Raw genomic sequence first — 20,564 nt, 5'->3', positions numbered from 1 at the left:
CCCTTTGGGACCGACGGAAGGCGCAGCGACGATGAAGTCCGAACCCCAGCAATTCGCCAGCGACAATTACGCCGGCATCTGTCCCGAGGCCTGGGCCGCCACCGAAGCGGCCAATGGCGGCTCGGTGCCCGCCTATGGCGAGGATGTCTGGACGAAGCGGGCGTCGGACGCGTTCCGCGATCTGTTCGACAAGCCGGATGCGGAGGTGTTCTTCGCCTTCAACGGTACCGCCGCGAACTCCCTGGCGCTGGCCTCCCTGTGCCAGTCCTATCACAGCGTCATCTGCTCGGCCTCGGCGCACGTGGAGACCGACGAGTGCGGCGCCCCGGAATTCTTCTCCAACGGCTCGAAACTGCTCGTGGCGGCGAGCCCGGACGGAAAGCTCACGCCCGCCCTCATCAGGGGGCTCGCGACGGGGCGCTCCGACATTCATTTCCCCAAACCCCGCGTCGTGACGATCACCCAGCCGACGGAGACCGGGCAGCTCTATACCCTCGACGAGATCCGGGCGGTTTCGGCCGCCTGCCGGGACCTCGGCCTGCGCCTCCACATGGACGGCGCGCGCTTCGCCAATGCCTGCGCCAGCCTCGGCTGTGAACCGGCGGAGATGACCTGGAAGGCGGGGGTCGACCTGCTTTGCTTCGGCGGCACCAAGAACGGCATGGCGGCGGGCGAGGCGATCCTGTTCTTCGATCCCGCCCTCGCCGAGGATTTCGGCTATCGCTGCAAGCAGGCGGGGCAGCTCGCCTCGAAGATGCGTTTTCTCACCGCGCCCTGGGTCGGAATGCTGGAGGGCGGTGCCTGGCTCCGCAACGCGGCCCATGCCAATGCCTGCGCGCGACGCCTCGCCGGGGCGGTGGCGGAGTGCCCGGGCTTTACCGCCATGTTTCCGGTGGAGGCCAACGCCGTGTTCCTGAAGGCATCGCCCGAGCGACTGGACGCCTTGCGGGACAGGGGCTGGCGTTTCTACACCTTCATCGGCGGTGGCGCCCGGTTCATGTTCGCCTGGGATTCCGAGCTCGAGCGGATCGACGCGCTCGTGCGGGACATCCGCGCGGTGAGCTCCGCTGTGCCGGATCGACTGTCCGCCTCCGGCTGATTCCGTCCGCCCATCGGGCTGCGCTCAAGCTTCTGAGTGTCGGGGCGGTCCGGCCGCAGAACCGGCGAACGCCGTTTTCGATACCGGCTCAGTCCGTTTTCTTCGTGTCGGGCATCCCGGCCACGAACTCCTTCACGGCGGCATCGTAGTGTTGCTTGACGAACTCCTTCGTCCCGGCGGGAACGACGGCCCAGATCACGGCGGCGACGAAGATCAGCGCCGCGACTGTGTAGGAAAAGCTCTCGAAGACACCAAGCCCCCCGAGCAGCAGGGGGATCAGGCTAAGTGCCAACGCGATAAAGGCCGAGCCAAACAAGTAATAACTTGAAACGAAAGCAATAACAGCAAATGCTATCGGTCTTCCGATCTTGATGATGATCCGGTTCATTCCACCCCCAGTCGTTTCGGAAAACCTGATTGCGCTTCTTAGTTGAGGCCGAGCCTTTATCACATTTAAGTTTGAATGCAAAAGACAGAAGATCGAATTTGTTGCAGTGTGACCTTTGCAGCGAAATGGAGCCCGGCTCGTCGACAGACAATACGATAAATCAAGACGTTAGACTTGGAATGGCCCGAGGCGGCCTTGCGTCGTTCCGGACGCTCCGCCGTGGCGGAGCGAAGGCCCGGCATCCGTCCGGGCAGGCGCCGGGACGGGGGTGGCACGAAGCCCGGATTCGTGTATGTGTCCCCTGGCCTCGACCCGGAAACGGGCACGGGGCTAAAACTGCTTGTGAACGCGACCGTGCTGGACGACATCCCGGCACAGGCCCCGTCGCAGGCTGAGGCGGTCTTTCTCGAAGAAAACCGTCTCGATCCGAAAACCCGTATCGAAAGGGAATGCGATGTCGATTTCGGCCGAGCGCAAGACTGCGCTCATCAAGGAATACGCGACCGGCGGCAAGGACACCGGTTCTCCGGAGGTCCAGGTGGCGATCCTCACCGAGCGGATCACCAACCTCACCGGCCACTTCAAGACCCACGGCAAGGACAATCACTCCCGCCGCGGCCTCCTGAAGATGGTCTCGCAGCGCCGCTCGCTGCTCGACTACGTCAAGCGCAAGGACGAGGCCCGCTACCGCAGCCTCATCGAGCGTCTCGGCATCCGCCGCTAAGGCGATTTTCGCGGTCCCGAGCCTGGCTCAGGGCCGCGTTTCATTGATATCCCGCGCTGCCGGAATGGGTCTGGCCGCGCGACCATCGGGCCGCTTCGAGGCGCACTCGTCGGGGACAGGATCGCCAGGAGTTCTTCGCCGGTCCGGCGCGGAACTCCTGGCCGTCTTGCCCCTGGCGGCGCCGGGCACGCCCGACCGCAGGAAGGCATGACATATGTTCGACGTACAACGTGAAGAGCTGATCTGGGGCGACCGCAAGCTCGTCCTCGAGACGGGCAAGGTCGCCCGCCAGGCCGACGGCGCCGTGATGGCGACGTATGGCGAGACCTCGGTGCTGGCCACCGTCGTGTCCGGCAAGGAGCCTAAGGCCGGAATCGACTTCCTGCCGCTCACCGTGAACTACCAGGAGCGCGCCTACGCCGCCGGCCGCATCCCCGGCGGATACTTCAAGCGCGAAGGCCGTCCCTCCGAGAAGGAGACGCTGGTCTCCCGCCTCATCGACCGCCCGATCCGCCCCCTCTTCGTCGAAGGCTGGCGCAACGACACCCAGGTCGTCGTCACCGTCCTGACCCACGACCTCGAGAACGATCCCGACATCCTCGCCATGGTGGCGGCCTCCGCCGCCCTCACCCTGTCGGGCGTGCCCTTCACCGGCCCGATCGGCGCGGCCCGCGTCGGCTACGTCAACGGCCAGTACATCCTGAACCCGCCGGTTCCCGAGCTCGAGAACTCGACCCTGGATCTCGTCGTCGCCGGCACGCAGGACGCCGTGCTGATGGTGGAATCCGAGGCCAAGGAACTCGACGAAGAGACCATGCTCGGCGCCGTGATGTTCGGCCACAAGCATTTCCAGCCGGTCATCGACGCCATCATCCGCCTCGCCGAGAAGGCCGCCAAGGAGCCCCGCAACTTCTCCGCGCCCGAGAACGGCGACGTGGAGAAGGCCGTGCTCGACGTCTGCGAAGCGGAACTCCGCGACGCCTACAAGAACACCGTCAAGCAGGAGCGCTACGCCGCCGTCGACGCCGTGAAGGCGAAGGTGATGGCCGCGCTCTGCCCCGCCGAGGGCGAGGCCAAGTTCCCGGCCGAGAAGGTCAAGGCCGCGTTCAAGGAAGCGCAGTCGAAGGTCGTGCGCTGGAACATCCTCGACACCGGCTCCCGCATCGACGGACGCGACGTCCGCACCGTGCGGCCGATCGTGTCCCAGGTCGGCGTGCTGCCGCGCGCCCACGGTTCGTCGCTCTTCACCCGCGGCGAGACCCAGGCCCTCGTGGTCGCCACCCTCGGCACCGGCGAGGACGAGCAGTTCATCGACGCGCTGGAAGGCACCTACAAGGAGACCTTCCTGCTGCACTACAACTTCCCTCCCTACTCGGTGGGCGAGACTGGCCGCATGGGCTCCCCGGGCCGTCGCGAGATCGGCCACGGCAAGCTCGCCTGGCGCGCCGTCCACCCCGTCCTGCCGCCGGCCCACGAGTTCCCGTACACGATCCGCGTCGTGTCCGAGATCACCGAGTCCAACGGCTCCTCCTCGATGGCCTCCGTCTGCGGCGCCTCGCTGTCGCTGATGGATGCCGGCGTACCCCTGCGCCGTCCGGTGGCGGGCATCGCCATGGGTCTCATCCTCGAGGGTGAGCGCTACGCCGTGCTGTCCGACATCCTCGGCGACGAGGATCACCTCGGCGACATGGACTTCAAGGTGGCGGGCACGGAAGCCGGCATCACCTCGCTGCAGATGGACATCAAGATCGCCGGCATCACCGAGGAGATCATGAAGGTCGCCCTGCATCAGGCGCAGGAAGGCCGCGTCCACATCCTCGGCGAGATGGCCAAGGCCCTCACCGATGCCCGTCCCGAGCTCGGCGAATACGCGCCCCGCATCGAGACCATGCAGATCCCCACCGACAAGATCCGGGAAGTGATCGGCACCGGCGGCAAGGTGATCCGCGAGATCGTCGAGAAGACCGGCGCCAAGATCAACATCGACGACACCGGCACGGTGAAGATCGCCTCCAGCGACGGCAAGGCCATCAAGGCCGCCTATAACTGGATCCGGTCGATCGTGGCGGAAGCCGAAGTCGGCATGATCTACGACGGCACCGTCGTGAAGTGCATGGAGTTCGGCGCCTTCGTGAACTTCTTCGGCGCCAAGGACGGCCTCGTCCACATCTCGGAACTCGCCGCCCAGCGCGTCGCCAAGGTGACGGACGTCGTCAAGGACGGCCAGAAGGTCAAGGTGAAGTTCCTCGGCGCGGACGATCGCGGCAAGATCCGCCTCTCCATGAAGGTCGTCGACCAGGAGACCGGCGAGGACCTCACCGAGAAGCTCAAGGCCGAGCGCAACGCCGAGCAGGACCGCGCCCGCGGACCCCGCCAGGACGCGTAAGCCCCCTCAGCCTTCGGGTTGATCGAGAATGAAGAGCGCGGTCCCGAGAGGGGCCGCGCTTTTTCGTTTGGGGCACGGATGCCTCGGGAAGCGCGCCCATGATCGAGATGGTCGTGCCCGGTGCTCGGTCCATCATCCGGTATCGTCAGAGGCGGATGGCCATGATCGTTCCGCTGCGCCCTGGGTGTGTATCGATGACATCGACCTCGACCGATGCATGAAAGTTCGGAGAGGAACGGGGCGGAGCGGAGACCTCGAAGGAGGGCTCCAGAACCCACCGCGATCTTCTGGAGCCCTCCTTCGAGGCCGCTACGCGGCGCCTCAGGATGAGGGGATTGGGTGGGACGTCAAGTGATGGCGATAGGGCCTGCCGCACATGGCCCATCCCACCAAACCACCTCATCCTGAGGTGACGGAGCGGAGCGCAGGCCTCGAAGGAGGCCTCCAGACATCATTGTGATCCCCGGAACCCTCCGTCGAGGCCGCGGCGCCGCACCTGAGGCGGAGGTGGTTTGGTGGCAGCCACGGGCCCTTGCCGGCTCCGGCAGGCTCCGTACCCTCCCCGGCCTCGGCGAATCGCCGACGACCACCGTCCCCAGGGAGGCCCCATGAGCGACGACCTCATCCTCTACACCCACCCGATGTCGCGCGGGCGGATCGTGCGCTGGATGCTGGAGGAGGTCGGGCGGCCCTACCGGGCAGAGATCCTCGATTTCACAGCGCTGAAGCAGCCGGCCTATCTCGGCATCAATCCCATGGGGAAGGTGCCGGCCCTGCGCCATGGCGAGAGCGTGGTCACCGAATGCGCCGCCATCCTCGCTTATCTCGCCGATGCGTTCCCCGACGCCGGTCTCGCACCGCCACCCGGCATCGCGGAGCGCGGAGCGTATTACCGCTGGCTGTTCTTCGCCGCCGGGCCGGTGGAGGCGGCCGTCCTGAACACGGCACTCGGGGTCGATGTGCCGCCCGAGCGCAAGGGCATGGCCGGCTACGGCAGCATGGCCGAGGTGCTCGATACCCTGGAAGGCGCGGTCTCGGGCACGGAGTATCTCGCGGGCGGCCGGTTCAGCGCCGCCGATCTCTATCTCGGCTCGCATCTCGGCTGGGGCATGCAGTTCGGCACGATTCCGCGCCGCCCCGCCTTCGAGGCCTATGTCGGCCGGCTCTATGGCCGGCCGGCGGCGTTGCGGGCGAGCGAGATCGACGACGGCCTTGTCGCCGCATCGAACCCCGCCGGCCATGTACGGGCGTGAGGCTCACGCGTCGTAGCGCAGGGCCTCCAGCAGGGGGCGGAGCTTGTGCTTGCGGCGATGGGTGGCGATGAGGTCCTCGATGCGGGCGGTCCAGTCGTCGATCCGTCCCGCCGCGTCGTAGGCTTGGGCCGCGCGCGCGAGGAAGGCCGCGGCGACATCGTAGCGGCCCGCTTGACCCTGATCGATGATCGCGACGGCCTTGCGCTCGGCGGTGCGGATCACCCAATCGGAATGGCGCCCATGCGCCGCCTCCAGCAGGCGCAAAGTCACCGGCTCGGGCGTGTCGTAGCCCGTCGCCTCGCCGATGGCGGCGACCGCCTCGTCGATCATCCCCTCGTCGAGGAGGATCTCGATCCGCTCGGGCGCGCGGTCGGCGGCGATCAGCCCGGCGAGGAGATCGGGCTTCAGCCGGTCCCAGCCCTCCCCCGCGACGGCGCGCGCGGCCTCGTAATCCTCGCGCGACAGCGAGCGCCGGAAGGCCGCGCGGGCGGCGCGGACGGCCAGCTCCGTGTGCCCTGCCTCGGCGGCGGCCTCGCGCAGCCAATGGCCCAGGGGAAGGACCGAGGCGCCGGGACGCCACGGTTCGTCGTCCCTGTCGCCGGCATCGCCCCCCGCGAGGCCGAGCCCGGCCTCGGCGACGTGGAACGCCTCATCGGACCGGCCCGCCTCCACGAGGGCCCGTGCGAGGTCGAGGGCCTCGTCCGGCAGGGTGAAGCGGGCGCTGCCATGCGCCACCGCCTCCGCGATCCGGCCGAGCTGCACGAGCATGGTGGCGACGCGCGCCTCGGCGCCGACGGCCCGGGCGAGGTTGAGATAGGCGTCGCCGTGGCCCCGCGCGTCGAGCACCCGCAGGCGGATGGCGGTGAGTTCGAGCTCGGTGAGGTCCTCGTCGTCCGCCGGCCACGGCCCGGTCCCGCCCTCCAAAATGGCGTTGAGCGCGGGATCGTCCCAGCCCTGCTCCAGGGCGCGGGCCGCGATGCCGAAGCCATCCTCGACGCCGTATTCGTAGAGCTCCGCGTCCCAGCCCTCCAGGGTGTCCACCAGCGCCTCCCGCTCGCCCCCGTCGAGGTCGGAGAGCAGAGCGGCCTCGGCCATCATCCGCCCGAGATCGTGGAACAGGAGGTAGAATTCCTCGTCCGTCTCGTAGCCGCCGCCGAGCCAGTCCTCGATCACGGGTTCGGCCACGGCCTCGAGGATGCGCAGGGCGCTGCGACCGTCGCCGGCCTCCATGTGCGGCACGGCCTTGTCCGCCAGGTGGCGCAGGGCGTCGGCATTGCCGCTGGGGCGATAGCCGTCCCAGAAGTCGCGGTTCCGGGAGGGGCCGGAGAGCACGGCGCGGGCGCGCGCGGCGATTGGGGCGGTGTCCACCGGCGCGCCGCCGGGGCGCAACGCGGTGGCGAGGTCCGCCTCGATCCAGCCGGTGAGGTCGGGATCCTCCTCCGCCCGCCGCAGGATCAGGTCGCGCAGGGCCTCGGCGCTCAAGGGGGCGAGAAGGGCCTCCAGGGTCGGACGGGCGGCGGCGGAGCCGGGATCGTCGGCGAGGGTGAGCAGCGCCGCCACCACGTGCTTGCAGGCGCCGCCCCATTCGTAGGGGCAGCTACAGGAAAAGGCCGTCGCCTTGCCCCGCGCGATGCGGATGCTCACCCGGAAGGGATCGATCTCGCTCCCCGCCACCGCGGCGGTGAGGGTGTCGCCGCGCATCACGAGGTCGGAGACCGCGCCCCGGCGCCGGTACTCTTCGCCGCGCGTGAACACTTCCGGGCCGGCGAGGCGGCGGATCTCGGCCATGGATATCGGTTTGCGTGTGCTCGTACCCATCCGGCCTCCGTTCTCTCGGAACACCCATCCTCCCGCCGCGTTCGCCCCGCGACGCAACACGAGGAGTAGACTCCACCATGGCAGATCCGATGATTCCGAGCATCTTCGAGGGCGAAGCGAACCTGTCCACCACCGAGCGGGCGGTATCCGTGGTGCTCGGCCTCGGCATCGCGGCCGCCGCCGCCCAGCCCCGGCCGAACAAGTGGCTGAGCCTCGCCGCCCTCGTGGTCGGTGCCGGCCTTGCCATTCGCGGTGCCACCGGCCATTGCCCGGTCAAGTCGGCCGGCTACATCTCCTGAACCCAAATCTCCTGAAGCCAAGACACGAAAAAGGGGCGCTCCGATGGGGCGCCCCTTTATGTCTTGCCAATCTCCGGCGCGGGTCACACGACCCGCACCCCATAAGCCTCAGAGGGTGGTGGTGCGGCGGCTGGCGATGAAGCCGTAGATGGCGAGCACCACGATGGCGCCGACCACCGCGCCGATGAAGCCCGCGCCCTGGTTCGGGGCGTACCAGCCGAGGGCCTGGCCGAGGAAGGTTGCGACGAAGGCGCCGACGATGCCGAGGATGGTGGTGAGGATGAAGCCCGCGGGCTCCTTGTCGCCCGGCATGATGAACTTGGCGACGACACCGGCGAGGAAGCCGATGATGATGGTCCAGATGATACCCATGAGCTGATTCCCGATACGCGGCGGCCGGGATTGTCCCCGCCGGACTTGGCCGTATTGGTCAAGCAACGCCGCACCGCGGGATGGGTTGCGCCCGGCGTGGCGAGAATGTCTCATTCCCCGAGGGGGCGCGTCCCCCTACCCCTTTACGGGCGACCCTCCCGCACGGCACAACGCGGGGGCACCCTCCCCCCATTGTCGAGTATCCCCGCATGACCACGATCACCCGTTTCGAATCCGGCGCCCGCATGAGCCAGGCGGTCACCTATGGCGACATGGTCTACCTCGCGGGTCAGGTGGCCGGCACGGTGGTGGGGGTCGGCGTCACCGCGCAGACGCAGGAGATCCTCGCCGAGATCGACCGGCTGCTCGCCCAGGCCGGCAGCGACAAGAGCCGCATCCTCTCGACCACGATCTATCTGGCCGACATCGCCACCTTCGCCGAGATGAACGCCGCCTGGGACGCCTGGGTCTCGAAGGAGAACCCGCCCGCCCGCGCCACGGTGGAGGCCAAGCTCGCCGCACCCGAATACCTCGTGGAGATCGTCGTCGTCGCGGCCAAACGCACCGCCTGACGCACCGACACGCGAGGAGCCAGCCGATGCGCCGGATCGTTTTCGTCATCCTCCTGATCGCGCTGGCGCTCAGCCTCGCCGGGTCGCTGTTCCTGGCCTTCGCCTTCCTCAACTCGGCGCAGGCTGAGGAGCAGAAAGGCCCCGAGCGCGTGGTCAACATCTACAATTGGTCGGACTATATCGACCCCAGGATGCTGGACGCCTTCACCAAGGAGACCGGCATCAAGGTCGTGTACGACACCTACGACAACAACGAGATCCTGGAGACGAAGCTGCTGGCCGGCCAGTCCGGCTACGATCTCGTAGTGCCCACCGGCCCGTTTCTGCAGCGGCTGATCAAGGCGGGCGTGTTCCGCCCCCTCGACAAGGCCAAGATCCCCAACCTCAAACACGCCTGGCCCGAGATCGCTCAGCGTCTTTCGGTCTACGATCCCGGCAACGCCTATGCGGTGGACTACATGTGGGGCACCACCGGCATCGGCGTGAATCTCGGCCCGGTGCGCGAGCGCCTCGGCCCCAACCAGCCCCTCAACACCTGGACCCTGGTGCTCAATCCCTCGCTGATGGCCAAGCTCAAGGATTGCGGGGTGATGATGCTCGACAGCCCCGAGGACCTGATCCCGAGCATGCTGCCGGCCTACGGCTTGAAGCCCGACACCAAGCGCTGGGACGACATCTCCCAGGTCACCGACGCCCTGTTCAAGGTGCGCGGCTCGGTGCGAAAATTCCACTCCTCGGAATACATCAACGGGCTCGCCAACGGCGATCTCTGCCTCGCGGTGGGCTATTCCGGCGACGTGATGCAGGCCAGGAAACGCGCCGAGGAATCGAAGAACGGCGTCGAGATCGCCTATTTCATCCCGAAGGAAGGCGCGCTGATGTGGTTCGACGCCCTCGCCATCCCCAAGGACGCCCCCCACCCGGAGGAGGCCCACCGCTTCATCGACTACCTGATGCGCCCCGAGGTCGCCGCCGCCAACACCAACTTCGTTTCCTACGCCAATGGCAACATCGCCGCCAAACCCCTGGTGAAGCCGGAGATTCTTTCGAATGCCGGCATCTACCCGGACGAGGCGACGATGCAGCGGTTGTTCACCAACCAGGCCTGGGATGACCGGACCCAGCGGTTCGTGACGCGGAATTGGACGCGGGTGCGGACGGGGCGGTGATGTCTCATTTATGACGTTGCTGTGTCCTTATGGCGTACAGCAATAAAGGCGTATCAGCCGCTCAGCTTAACCGCACGCTCGGCCTTGGTTCATGCCGGACTGCTTAGTTCTTGGCTCACCGCATCCGCGAAGCAATGTCCGATACCGTTTCGCCCGAACCCCTGATGGGCGTTGGCGGTGGTTTTGGGGAGGCCGACGAGACTTTCGTTGGCGGGAAGCCGGCGGCGCCAAGAAGGGCGGCGGCTTCAGCCACAATCTGCGATTGCTACCTCTGAAAGATTATTGTTATCGCGATTATCCATTTTATTTGTTCCATTCCATTTCAAATGTGTTCTGTCGCCCGCGTATTACATTTTTTTCATAGTCTTTCTGTATGCTGCTCGCTAAAGACTTCACCCATTCTGCGTCTTTTACTTTTCCACGATAATCGAAATCGGTGCCGAACCTTCGGCTTTCGACGTCGATATCGACAATAATATCCCCAATGAATCCACCAATGCATTCGCAAAACCGCTTTCGCAGTCCGGCGTCGCGCATGAATTTTTCTGGGTTGTTTATTATTTCATTGAATTTTTTGTCATCATTCAGAAGCTCTCTGAATATGTACATAATCATGTATCGTGTAAGTTTGTACTTAGCTATGAGGCCTTGTCTAAATAGGACAAGTTTATTGACAATCTCATTATCAATCAGCCTTAGCATTACGATACGGTCGGCGCTAACTTCAGGCCTTCCAAATAGCGCAGCGTGCCTATCCTCAAAAACTTCATACTTCCTATGTGTTCCCCACGGCTCCTTCTGATCGAAGGCCATCATATATAAGCCGGCTTCTTCATTGGGTATCGATTCACCCTCAGATGGTGTTTCCCCTCGCTTTATTTCATAGCTATAAACACCATCGTAGTGTTGGGCAAATTCAGTGCGAAGGCGGATCTGAATCTTATTGTTTGACTTAAAATCCCTTGATCTAACTCCATTTTGGTTGTTTGAATATTCTGTAATCAGAGTCGCCGTAGGCGAGCTCGGGTCCATTTCTATAAACTTCGTAAGCAACTTTAGGTCGTCGGTTATAGCTTCTTTGTTATTATAAAGCGAAGTGATGCTTTGGCAGCCATTGACGACGTAGTAGCCGCTAATTTCAATCTTGTCGGGCGCCTGCTTAACCGATTGAGCTATGACGGTTATGCCATTATGGAAAAGCGGGAACAATTTATGCTTATCACTGTCGTTAATTGTAGCAACCACGTCTTTATTTACACTAGTTCGTCCAAGCGGCCCGCGTACATTGTAAGCGAATAGGGATTGATCGCTAATTCCATCCATTAGAACTAATTCTCTAGCTCTAATCGGAGCAATAATAGCTCGCACATCGCCACCCGCGACATGCTCAGCTACGCCAATTCCGTAGACATCAAATGTTGCGGGCTTTTGTTTTGGAAGATTTCTTTCATCGGAAATATGATTGTCGATCAAGAATTGTCTACCAATGAATTTTATATCGTTCCCATAGTGTTTTAGGAAGGACGACCCATTGTGGTCAAGATCAATATTTGTAACAAACTCACCGCGCAGCTCATAAGTGCCAATTTTTGACAGTAAGTCAGAGCGCTTTATTAGCTGTACGATCTGGGCGTTACCAGCATTTTCCATAAGATGAGTAACTGCTTCGGCTGATTTGAACTGCTGCAAAGTGCCGAGAAATCCGCGCAGCGTTGCATCGCCTACCGTAGAATTCGTTTTATGGGATATTTTCGACTGAAATACAGTTATCGTTAGATTGCTATCATTGATAAAAATCCCATCCACGCCCTTATCACCGCCCTGATCGCAAACGGCGTCTTCAGCCTCTACTTGTTCGAGCCGGTAATACTGCTCTAGATACCAAATCAGAAATGCTGCGCTCGCAGAGCGAATTGGACTCAGGTACTCGGGGAAATTGTCGAGCAATTCGGGATAATCAACACTGATCGCCATTCTCTTGCTCGCAGATGCATCTCGGAAGTCCCCTATCGTGTCATGCGGGTACCTTGGCCGGCAAGGCGCCAGATCAGGCGTTAAATGCTCGCTGCAACGGCCGGTCCTGCTCATGGTGACCGCCTTTTGTGCGGAATGCATAATCGCCAATTTATTCAAAGTGTCTTGACAAAATTCCTATTTCATGCCTATATCCCCACACCTGCCGCCCAGCGAAGGGGGCCTGTCCGGTGACCGACCGGGTGGACCGGAGGGGCGGCGGGGCGGTGCCCGCGTCGGTGGTGTCGGTCACCATCGCCCCGGGCGGCGGCTCGCCAAGGCTGGAGGCTCGGATCGGGGCGAGGAACTGGGAGTTAAATGCCCCGGCATCGACCTCGGTCTGGGCTCCCATGACAAGGATTGCGACCCCTCCAATACGAGAGGGCGTGCGGGGCAAAGTCCGTTCGAACAGCCGGGATGGGATCGAACGACCACCACCAGAGCGCGACGCAACGCGAGGACCGCTGGAGACACCGCGACGAAAAAACAGGCCCCGGCGGGAACGCCGGAGCCTGACGGGACGCCGGGGGACCGGCAAACAATTCTAGCGCTCAATGGGTTTCGCGGCGTCCCGCGTCCCCCTTTTGGGGCTTCTTTTGGGCCATGCCCCCGGCGCTGTCGCGCGCGGGGGTGAAGGTGTGTGGAGAGCCGGTGGTGCACGTGTCCTTCTCCCCTCTGCGGGAGAAGGTGGCCCGCGAAGCGGGTCGGATGAGGGGAGCGCCCTATCCGGAAGCGTCGCCCCCTCTCCCGCCTGCTCCGCAGGCACCCTCCCCCGCAGAGGGGGGAGGGTTTGGAGTGGATCAATCCTTCAGGTCGGCCGGCACCTTGCCGCCGTTCTCCTCGAGCTTCTTGATGACCTGCTTGTGCAGCCAGACGTTCATCGTGGCCGAGTCTTCCTTGTCGCCGGTGTAGTGCAGCTCGTCGGCGAGCGACTTGCGGGCGCTGAGGCTCGAATCGATGTCGAGGAGCTTCATCAGGTCGACGATGGAGGTGCGCCAGTTGAGGGTCTGGGAGTTCTTCGCGGCCATGCCGTTCAGCACGGCTTCCACGTCCACCGGCTCGCCGGGCTTCGCCGCAGCGGCGCCGCTCGTGTCGGTCGTGGCCGTGCCGGCCGGTGCGTCGGCGGGGGCGGCCTCCGCGCTGGTGCTTCCGCCACCGAACGGGTGCAGGATCTTGCTGACGATGCTGCCGAGAAAGCTCATGGCGTTGTGTCCTTGTCGTTGGCCGGCCGCGACAATGTGCGGCCGGTCTCCTGCTCACAACGGAATCGGGCCGCGCCCGTTCCGGATCGGCGAAGGGGAATAAAGACCGCGCGGCGAAGCGTGAGCGGGGAACGCCCTCCCCGATTGCGGAACGCAAGCCGTTCTTTCGCTCACGGGTGTTTGAAGAATGCGCGGCCTGTGGCATGGCCGGGCTCGAGGCTCCTTGCCGGGCCACCCTTCGCTCCGGAATCCGGATCTCCCGATGCGCTCTCCCCTCCCCGTCCTCGCGACGCTCCTGACGGCCTTCGTCGGGCTCGTCCTCGCCGCCCCCGCCCAGGCGCAGACCGCGCCGATTCCCATGCGGATCGGCGTCATCCCGGTCATCGGCGCCTCGCCGATCTTCGTGGCCAACGGCGAAGGCTGGCTCAAGGAGGCGGGCCTCGCTCCCACCTTCACCACCTTCGAATCCGGCCCGAACATGATCCAGGCGCTGGCATCCGGCACCATCGACGTCTACGTCGCCGGGGTGGCGCCGCTCGCCGTGGCGCGGACCAAGAACATCGACGTCCGCGTGGTCGCCTCCACGGCGGTGGAGGAGATGGTGTTCGTGGCCGGGCCGAAGCTCGCCCCGTTCTTCGCCAGCGGCGCCAGCAAGGCCGAGGCCTTCGCGCAGTTCAAGGCCAAGGAAGGCCGCCCCGCCCGGCTCGCCACCCAGCCCCTGGGCTCGGTGCCCAACACCACCCTGCAGCATTGGCTGTGGCAGGTGGCCAAGGCCGACAAGGCCAATGCCGAGGTGGTGTCCATGGGCATCGACGCCACGCAGCAGGCGATCCTCGCCGGCGCCGTGGACGGCGCCTCGATCCGCGAGCCGGCCCTCACCATCGTCCAGGGCCGCAACCCCGCGATCACGCTGATCGCCAACGGGGCCGAGATGTTCCCTGACCAGCCGGGCACGGTGGTGGGCGTCTACGGCGCCTATGCCGACCGGAACCCCGGTGCCGTGGAATCCCTGGTGCGCTCCCTCATCCGCGCCGACACCCTGCTGAAATCCGACTCCGCCAAGGCCGCGCCCCACGTGCTCGCCGCCCTCGGCAAGGGCATCGTCGATCTCGCCACCATCCAGAAGGCCCTCACCTCCCCGGCGGCGAAGTTCACCGTCGATCCGCGCGCCATCATCGTCGCCACCAAGGCGATGCAGGCCTATCAGGTCTCCATCGGCGCCCTGGAGAAGGACGTGCCCCTCGATGGGCTGTTCGACGCCCGCTACTACGAGAAGGCCATCGCGCCCTGATCGGATGAAGTCCCTTCGCGCACCCGCCCTCGCGGCTCTCGGACTCGTCGCCTTCCTCCTGTTCTGGGAGGCGATGCCTCGGCTCGGGCTGATCAACCCGGCCTTCCTGCCGCCGCCGAGCACGATCCCCGCCGCCTTCCTCAACGAGATCCGCCTCGGGGTGTGGGGCGAGGCGGTGTGGTCGAGCCTGAGCCACTACCTCGTCGGCCTCGCCGTCGGCGCCGGGGCCGGCATTGCGCTGGGCATCGTCGTGGGGATGTTCCGCGGCTTCGAGGCGCTCACCGCCTGGGTCGTGCGCCTGCTGCGGCCCATTCCCGGCCTCGCCTGGGTGCCCTTCGCCATCATCTGGTTCGGGGTCCAGCCCTCGGCCGCCGTGTTCATCATCGCCATCGGCGTGTTCTGGATCGTGTTCTTTGCCACCCAGGGCGCGGTGCGCGGGGTCGACCGGGACCTCGTGGAGGTCGCCCAGGCCTTCGGCTTCCGCTCGCCCCTGGCGCGTCTCACCAAGATCCTGCTGCCGGCCGCCACGCCGGGCATCCTCGTCGGCCTGCGCACGGCGCTGGGCCAGGCCTGGATGGCTGTGGTCGCCGCCGAGATCTTCGGCGTGCCCGGCGTAGGCGCCCGCATGATGCAGGCCTCCAGCCTCCTCTCCACCGACATCGTGGTCGTCTACATGCTCACCATGGCCGGGCTCTACGGCCTGTTCGATACCGGCTTCGTCGCCCTCCAGGGCTGGCTCCTGCGGTGGCGCGCCTGATGGACCCGATCATCGACATACGCGGCCTCAGCCTCGCTTACGAGCGCGACGGCATCCGCAACGTCATCCTGTCGGAGCTCGACCTCTCCATCGCGCGCGGGGAGTTCGTGGTCATCGTGGGCGAATCCGGCGTCGGCAAATCCACGGTCCTGCGGGTGCTGATCGGCCTCGCCGAGCCCAGCGGTGGGACAGTACGCCTCGCCACTCGCGAGGGCTGCCGCACGCCGATGGCGCTGGTGTTCCAGGACGCCCGCCTGCTCCCCTGGCGCCGGGTGATCGCCAACGTCGCCTTCGGTCTCGAGGGCAGCGGCCTGTCGAAGGCTCAGCGCCTGGCCAAGGCGCAGGAGATGCTCGCTCTCGTCGGCCTCGGCGACCTCGGCCAGCGCTGGCCGCACCAGCTCTCGGGTGGGCAACGCCAGCGCGTCGCCATCGCGCGCGCGCTGGCCGTCGATCCGGACGTGCTCCTCATGGACGAACCCTTCTCGGCGCTGGACAGCTTCACCCGCGAGGGCCTGCAGGACGAGTTGCAGCGCATCCAGGCGACGACGGGCAAGACCATCCTGTTCGTCACCCACGATATCGACGAGGCCGTGACCCTCGCCGACCGCGTGGTGGTGCTCGCGGGCAGTCCCGGACGGGTCGCCGCCGACATGACGATCGACGTTCCCCGCCCGCGCCTGCGCCGGGATACGGCCCTCACCGACGCGGCCCGACAGCTCCGGGCGGAGCTGTCGGGGCGGTCGGCGGAATTGTGACCCTCTACGCAGGCGAGGCGTCGGCGAGGCGTTCTCCGGGGGGACGCGCCATTGCATCCCGCCGATAAAGACTGCATCGCTCCCCACCCGAGACCGCCTGGACGGTCGATCGGCAGAGAGACCCCACCATGACGCCCGACGAGATTGCAGACCTCAACCGCGCCCGCGCCAGCCTCTCGCGGCAGCGCAGCGCGCTCGCCAAGCGGATCGGCTCGAGCGAACTCGCCGCCGCCTCCGCGGCGGAGGATTTCATGCGCATCCTGCTGGCGATCGAGGCGGTCGACCGGGCGCTAACCAATGCCTGTCAGCCGTACATGCCGCCGATCTCCGACGCGGACGCCTGAGCCATGGCCGACACCAAGGACGCCAATGGCACGAAGCTGGCGGACGGCGATTCCGTCACCCTGGTCAAAGACCTCAAGGTGAAAGGAACCTCGACCACCTTGAAGCGGGGAACGCTTGTCAAGAACATTCGGCTCACGGACGATCCCGAGGAGATCGAGTGCAACGCCGAGAAGGTGAAGGGGCTCGTCCTGAAGACCCAGTTCCTCAAGAAGGCCTGAGATCAGTCGCCGGAGACGGCACTCGGTGCGCGGATCGGCGAGCGGCTCAGGCTGCGGATGGCACGGGAGGGGCGGCCGGACTTCTCGGCGATGGCGCGGTCCTGCTCCTCGATGAGGTGCCGGGCCGGCTCGTCGCCGTCGAGGCCTCCGAGGATCTCCATGGGAACCCGCCGGTTCGAAGCGCGGGACTCGTCCTCGTAGAGGACATCGAACAGGACGGAGCCACGCTCCTGCGGTTTCGACTTGGTACGCTTGGCCATGACGGATGCTCGGACGATGAAAACCGGGAGGGTGCCCGGTCGACGGCTCTCAAGGCAGATGTCTGGCAATCGACCCCGTGGTCCCGCCGACACCCTGCCTTCTTCGCCGTCGCCGATCGATCGGAAGGGTCGCGACCGGGCTCAGGCGCTACATGGTCCCGTCCCGACGTTAAGGCAACCTGTATCCCCTCCGGCATGGTGCGGCGCAAGGCAGCCTCCCGCATGGGCCGACCTAATGGACCGACCTGTGGCATGATGCGTGCGGATCGCCCGCTGTGACCCGCCCCGTCGGGCAGGGGGGCCGGGCGAGGCGAGGAGCCGATTGCACGATGACCGATCCGACACCGCTGACACGCTTCTCCGTCGCTCCCTTGAGCCGGATGACCCGCCAGCTCGCCAGTGTCGCAGGCGGACGGGCCGAGCCGGATCTGGTCATCACCGGCGCGCGCATCTTGTCCACCTATTCCGAGCGGATGCGGCCCGACAGCGAGGTCTGGATCACCGGCGGGCGCATCGCCGCCGTGAAGACGGCGGGAGCCTACAGGGGCGGAGCGCCACGCTATGAGGCCGGCGGCGGCATTCTGGCTCCCGGCCTGGTCGATCCCCATCTGCACATCGAGAGCAGCATGGTGACGGCCTGTGCCTATGCCGAGGCTGCGCTCCTCAATGGCACAACGACGATCGTCTGCGACAGCCACGAGATCGGCAACGTCCTCGACACGGACGGGATCGCCTGGATGCTGGAGGATGCCCGCGCGGCGCCGCTCAATATCTACCTGACGGTTCCGAGCACGGTTCCGGCCACCTCGCCGGAACTCGAGACCGCCGGCGGCGACCTCACGGCGGAGAAGATTGGCGCCCTGTTCGATGCGTGGCCGGAGGCGATCGGCCTCGGCGAGAAGATGGATTTCGTCGCCGTGGCCGAGGGCGACGAGCGGGCTCATGCCATCATCGCGGCTGCACTGCAGCGTGGGCGACCGGTCTCCGGTCACATCTACGGACGCGGCTTTGTCGGCGCCTATGCCGCCAGCGGCGTCACCGACACCCACGAGGCCATCGACCGGGACATTGCCGACGACTTGCTGGAAGCGGGATTGTGGATCTACCTGCGCGGAGGCCCGCCGACCACGCCCTGGCACAGCCTGCCCAAGGCCATCGGCACGATCATCGAACTGGGGGCCTCGGCCAAGCGGGTCTGCGTCTGTACCGACGACCGGGACGCCCAGGATCTCCTCGCCTACGGTCTCGATTGGGTGGTGCGAGAGGCCATCCGCATGGGTATTCCCCGCGAACAGGCGTGGTCGATGGGCTCGCTGCATCCGGCGACCCGGTATGGGCTCGATAGCGAGATCGGTGGCTTCGGTGGCGGTCGCCGGGCCGATCTCGTACTCCTCGACGACGATTTCATTCCGCAGACCACTTGGTACGGTGGCCGTTGCGTGGTCGAGAATCGCACGATCACGCCTCTCCTCGATGCGGCGCTCTCGCGTCCCTACCAATACCCTGCACCGGCCTATGCGACGATGCATCTGCCACTGCCCCTGCCAGGCCTGGTCCCGGTGCTCCCCAAAGGCCGCTGTGTCGTCAACGCCATCCGCACCACGCTTCCCGGAATCGAACTGACCCATGAGCGGTACGACCTGACGCCTGCTTCGGATTGGCCGACGACCCTGCGGGACAACGATCTGTGCTTCGTCACCGTCATCGAGCGCCATGGCGGAGCCGGCAACGTCGCGCACGGATTGCTGCGTGCCTTCGGGCTGAAGCTTGGCGCCGTCGCGAGCAGTGTCGGCCACGACTCGCACAACGTGATCGTCGCGGGGCTGAACGCGGAGGATATGCGCGTCGCCATTGATGCGTTGTCGGCGATCCAAGGGGGCGTCTGCGTCGTCGAGGATGGCCAGGTGACCGCCATGGTTCCGCTGCCAGTGGCGGGACTTCTCTCGGACAAGCGCGTCGGTATCGTCGCCGAGGAAGTCCGACTGCTGAAGAAGGCCTGGAAGCGGGCCGGGTGCACGATTCCCTATATGGGGTTCAACCTGATCCCCCTCTCGGTCATTCCGGAAATTCGGATCACCGACAAGGGCATCGTATTGGTCCCAGCCATGGAGATTGTGCCGCTATTCGAACCCGTAGAGGCCTAAAACTCCTATTGGGAACCGATGCACTTCAAAGATCGTTGATGAATCAGGTCTCAACAGCCTTTCCCATGTCGGCTTTTGCAAGCCGTAGTGTTATCGAACCGGTCAGCCGAATTGTCCGTTGAGGCGATTGGCTGGCCGTTTCGCGTTATCTTCCAAGGGCTATTGCTCCAATAGCGGGAGAGAACGCCTTTTTATGGAGTGAGTTGATGCGGAATCTTCTGACGCTCGTCGTCCTCGGCTTCGTCGGCTTCGTCCTCGTGGCTATGTTCGTCGCACCAACCCAGCCGGATCTGAAAACCTGGTACCTGAAGAATGCCTGCGAGCATCTCGATAAGGTTTCGGCGAAAATCTGCGATCCCATGCGTCAGACCGGCGGGCAAGCGCTTTAACGAGAGCTCTGTCTGGAGGCTTTCAAGCAGCCATGATGAACCCGCTTGGCGTCCGGTATCAAGGGTAAATCCCATGAACTGGGGGCATCTCATCACGAGATAGACCCTGCCAGGTATTAATATGATCCAACAAGGCCGGGGCGGAAACGCTGGTTCTGAGATCACCCGGATACGGGTCTGCATTCCCGCTCGATCCCGTACGAATGCTGAGCAGCAGAGACCCGCGTAGCGAAACAGCGCGGCGCCAAATGATGGCGCCGAGCTGTTTCGTTAAATTCATTCAAATCATGACGATGGCGTAACGCTCAATAACCGTAGCGCCAAGCACGGCGGCGGGCGTCCCAACGACGCTCGCGACGGATTTCCTGCCGGATGGCTTTGCGACGCAAATAGCGGGCGCTGTGACCATAGCCATAGCCGTAGCCATACTGCACATGTTCCACGGCGCCCGACGGAGCGATATCCACCTTGCCGAGCGATATGGGTGCAGCCTGGGATGCGGAGGCGAAGCCGGCGCAGGCTACGAATGCCGTGAGGGCGGCAATCCGGAATGATTTCATTGCGTCGTATTCCTTCGGTCTGGATTCATTGGTTCAGGGCCGGGACGGGCATAGAAGGTAAAAATCGTTAACGAAACCCAAACATGCCCGTATGACCCTCAAACCAGATAGAGAGTCGTCGACGCGCGAAACACTTTGGGGCAATGGGCCTCGTTCACGATTCGGAGAGCCTCATCCACCGTAATCCGGCGGTTCAAGGCGAGTTCTTCGAGGGTCATCCACGTTGATGTCATACGTTTTTTCCCTTGCTGTCGTTCACTCAACATGCAGAGGGCCGCATTGGTTCATCGACAGGTCTGGAAGGTCGCCACCGGATGAAGCGATGTGCGGGAAGCCGATGCATCATAACCGTCTGCCAGGAGATGCGTTACAAGGCGAAAACGACGAAGGCCGCCCGAAGGCGGCCTGTCGCAGTACTATAAGTCGGTTGGATGAATTGGAGCGGGCGAAGGGATTCGAACCCTCGACCCCAACCTTGGCAAGGTTGTGCTCTACCCCTGAGCTACACCCGCTCACTATGCCGTGCCGCTGAAGGAGAAGACCCGCCGGC

21 protein-coding genes and 1 tRNA gene are annotated in these 20,564 nt (G+C 64.7%); 13 read left to right on the top strand and 9 right to left on the bottom strand.

The genetic code is table 11. The features are described 5' to 3' along the window. The first annotated feature begins 31 nt into the window (after positions 1–31). Positions 32–1,099 carry a threonine aldolase family protein gene (locus tag ASF34_RS05095; protein WP_018044124.1) on the top strand — a complete coding sequence of 356 codons (1,068 nt, stop codon included), beginning with the start codon at positions 32–34 and terminating at the stop codon, positions 1,097–1,099. An 88-nt stretch (positions 1,100–1,187) separates the two neighbouring features. On the opposite strand, the gene ASF34_RS05090 is transcribed toward ASF34_RS05095, so the two are convergent. Continuing rightward, on the bottom strand, positions 1,188–1,487 hold the full coding sequence (locus ASF34_RS05090) for a hypothetical protein (RefSeq protein ID WP_018044125.1): 300 nt from the start codon (positions 1,485–1,487) through the stop codon (positions 1,188–1,190). A 454-nt stretch (positions 1,488–1,941) separates the two neighbouring features. Between ASF34_RS05090 and rpsO the strand changes: the two genes are divergently transcribed. The 3 genes from rpsO (at position 1,942) to ASF34_RS05075 (ending at position 5,850) form a co-directional block, all read left to right on the top strand. Further along, positions 1,942–2,211 carry a 30S ribosomal protein S15 gene (gene rpsO / locus ASF34_RS05085; RefSeq protein WP_018044126.1) on the top strand — a complete coding sequence of 90 codons (270 nt, stop codon included), beginning with the start codon at positions 1,942–1,944 and terminating at the stop codon, positions 2,209–2,211. A 214-nt stretch (positions 2,212–2,425) separates the two neighbouring features. Further along, positions 2,426–4,597 carry a polyribonucleotide nucleotidyltransferase gene (gene pnp / locus ASF34_RS05080; RefSeq protein ID WP_018044127.1) on the top strand — a complete coding sequence of 724 codons (2,172 nt, stop codon included), beginning with the start codon at positions 2,426–2,428 and terminating at the stop codon, positions 4,595–4,597. Positions 4,598–5,205: 608 nt separating this feature from the next. Next, positions 5,206–5,850, top strand: a complete 645-nt coding sequence (locus ASF34_RS05075; protein WP_056159314.1) for a glutathione S-transferase family protein — start codon at positions 5,206–5,208, stop codon at positions 5,848–5,850. 3 nt (positions 5,851–5,853) lie between these two features. Here the strand turns inward: ASF34_RS05075 and ASF34_RS05070 are convergent, their stop codons facing one another. After that, on the bottom strand, positions 5,854–7,638 hold the full coding sequence (locus ASF34_RS05070; RefSeq protein ID WP_056159312.1) for an SWIM zinc finger family protein: 1,785 nt from the start codon (positions 7,636–7,638) through the stop codon (positions 5,854–5,856). 107 nt (positions 7,639–7,745) lie between these two features. Here ASF34_RS05070 and ASF34_RS05065 point away from each other — a divergent pair, with 107 nt between their 5' ends. Then, positions 7,746–7,967, top strand: coding sequence for a YgaP family membrane protein (locus tag ASF34_RS05065; RefSeq protein WP_018044130.1), 222 nt, complete (start codon positions 7,746–7,748; stop codon positions 7,965–7,967). Between the two features lie 108 nt (positions 7,968–8,075). Here the strand turns inward: ASF34_RS05065 and ASF34_RS05060 are convergent, their stop codons facing one another. Next, positions 8,076–8,339, bottom strand: coding sequence for a GlsB/YeaQ/YmgE family stress response membrane protein (locus tag ASF34_RS05060; protein WP_056159309.1), 264 nt, complete (start codon positions 8,337–8,339; stop codon positions 8,076–8,078). A gap of 209 nt (positions 8,340–8,548) precedes the next feature. On the opposite strand from ASF34_RS05060, the gene ASF34_RS05055 reads away from it, so the two are divergent. Both ASF34_RS05055 and ASF34_RS05050 read left to right on the top strand, forming a co-directional pair. Continuing rightward, complete coding sequence (locus ASF34_RS05055) at positions 8,549–8,911, top strand: RidA family protein (RefSeq protein WP_056159307.1); 363 nt, start codon at positions 8,549–8,551, stop codon at positions 8,909–8,911. Between the two features lie 26 nt (positions 8,912–8,937). Further along, the gene (locus ASF34_RS05050; protein WP_156465627.1) at positions 8,938–10,080 is read left to right on the top strand and encodes a polyamine ABC transporter substrate-binding protein; all 1,143 of its coding nucleotides are present in this window, start codon (positions 8,938–8,940) and stop codon (positions 10,078–10,080) included. A 303-nt stretch (positions 10,081–10,383) separates the two neighbouring features. Here the strand turns inward: ASF34_RS05050 and ASF34_RS22055 are convergent, their stop codons facing one another. After that, positions 10,384–12,054 carry an AIPR family protein gene (locus tag ASF34_RS22055; protein ID WP_162240027.1) on the bottom strand — a complete coding sequence of 557 codons (1,671 nt, stop codon included), beginning with the start codon at positions 12,052–12,054 and terminating at the stop codon, positions 10,384–10,386. An 839-nt stretch (positions 12,055–12,893) separates the two neighbouring features. Next, positions 12,894–13,295: a DUF3597 domain-containing protein gene (locus tag ASF34_RS05040; protein WP_018044134.1), complete on the bottom strand. Its 402-nt coding sequence runs from the start codon at positions 13,293–13,295 to the stop codon at positions 12,894–12,896. A gap of 262 nt (positions 13,296–13,557) precedes the next feature. On the opposite strand from ASF34_RS05040, the gene ASF34_RS05035 reads away from it, so the two are divergent. The 5 genes from ASF34_RS05035 (at position 13,558) to ASF34_RS05015 (ending at position 16,661) form a co-directional block, all read left to right on the top strand. Further along, on the top strand, positions 13,558–14,586 hold the full coding sequence (locus tag ASF34_RS05035) for an ABC transporter substrate-binding protein (RefSeq protein WP_056159301.1): 1,029 nt from the start codon (positions 13,558–13,560) through the stop codon (positions 14,584–14,586). 4 nt (positions 14,587–14,590) lie between these two features. Continuing rightward, on the top strand, positions 14,591–15,343 hold the full coding sequence (locus tag ASF34_RS05030; RefSeq protein ID WP_056159300.1) for an ABC transporter permease: 753 nt from the start codon (positions 14,591–14,593) through the stop codon (positions 15,341–15,343). Next, positions 15,343–16,098, top strand: a complete 756-nt coding sequence (locus ASF34_RS05025) for an ABC transporter ATP-binding protein (protein ID WP_056143091.1) — start codon at positions 15,343–15,345, stop codon at positions 16,096–16,098. The genes ASF34_RS05030 and ASF34_RS05025 overlap by 1 nt, the downstream gene beginning before the upstream one ends. Before the next feature lie 128 nt (positions 16,099–16,226). Then, positions 16,227–16,442 (top strand): hypothetical protein, encoded by a 216-nt coding sequence (locus ASF34_RS05020; protein WP_056159297.1) that lies wholly within the window; start codon positions 16,227–16,229, stop codon positions 16,440–16,442. A gap of 3 nt (positions 16,443–16,445) precedes the next feature. Next, positions 16,446–16,661: an alkylphosphonate utilization protein gene (locus ASF34_RS05015; protein ID WP_018044139.1), complete on the top strand. Its 216-nt coding sequence runs from the start codon at positions 16,446–16,448 to the stop codon at positions 16,659–16,661. A 2-nt stretch (positions 16,662–16,663) separates the two neighbouring features. On the opposite strand, the gene ASF34_RS05010 is transcribed toward ASF34_RS05015, so the two are convergent. Next, complete coding sequence (locus ASF34_RS05010; RefSeq protein WP_018044140.1) at positions 16,664–16,921, bottom strand: hypothetical protein; 258 nt, start codon at positions 16,919–16,921, stop codon at positions 16,664–16,666. 329 nt (positions 16,922–17,250) lie between these two features. Here ASF34_RS05010 and ASF34_RS05005 point away from each other — a divergent pair, with 329 nt between their 5' ends. Beyond that, positions 17,251–19,065: an adenine deaminase gene (locus tag ASF34_RS05005; RefSeq protein ID WP_056159294.1), complete on the top strand. Its 1,815-nt coding sequence runs from the start codon at positions 17,251–17,253 to the stop codon at positions 19,063–19,065. Positions 19,066–19,256: 191 nt separating this feature from the next. Here ASF34_RS05005 and ASF34_RS22655 read toward each other — a convergent pair whose 3' ends face one another. From ASF34_RS22655 to ASF34_RS04990, 3 genes are all read right to left on the bottom strand, one after another. Further along, entirely contained in the window at positions 19,257–19,529 is a 273-nt protein-coding gene (locus ASF34_RS22655; protein WP_156465626.1) for a hypothetical protein, read from the bottom strand. A 230-nt stretch (positions 19,530–19,759) separates the two neighbouring features. Then, entirely contained in the window at positions 19,760–20,014 is a 255-nt protein-coding gene (locus tag ASF34_RS04995) for a hypothetical protein (RefSeq protein ID WP_018044143.1), read from the bottom strand. A 437-nt stretch (positions 20,015–20,451) separates the two neighbouring features. Then, a tRNA-Gly gene (locus ASF34_RS04990) sits at positions 20,452–20,526 on the bottom strand. Between the last annotated feature and the right edge of the window lie 38 nt (positions 20,527–20,564).

Origin of the sequence: Methylobacterium sp. Leaf106 (assembly GCF_001422895.1) — a bacterium.
GTDB classification, from domain to species: Bacteria; Pseudomonadota; Alphaproteobacteria; order Rhizobiales; family Beijerinckiaceae; genus Methylobacterium; species Methylobacterium bullatum.
This window is presented reverse-complemented; position numbering and strand designations above follow the sequence as displayed.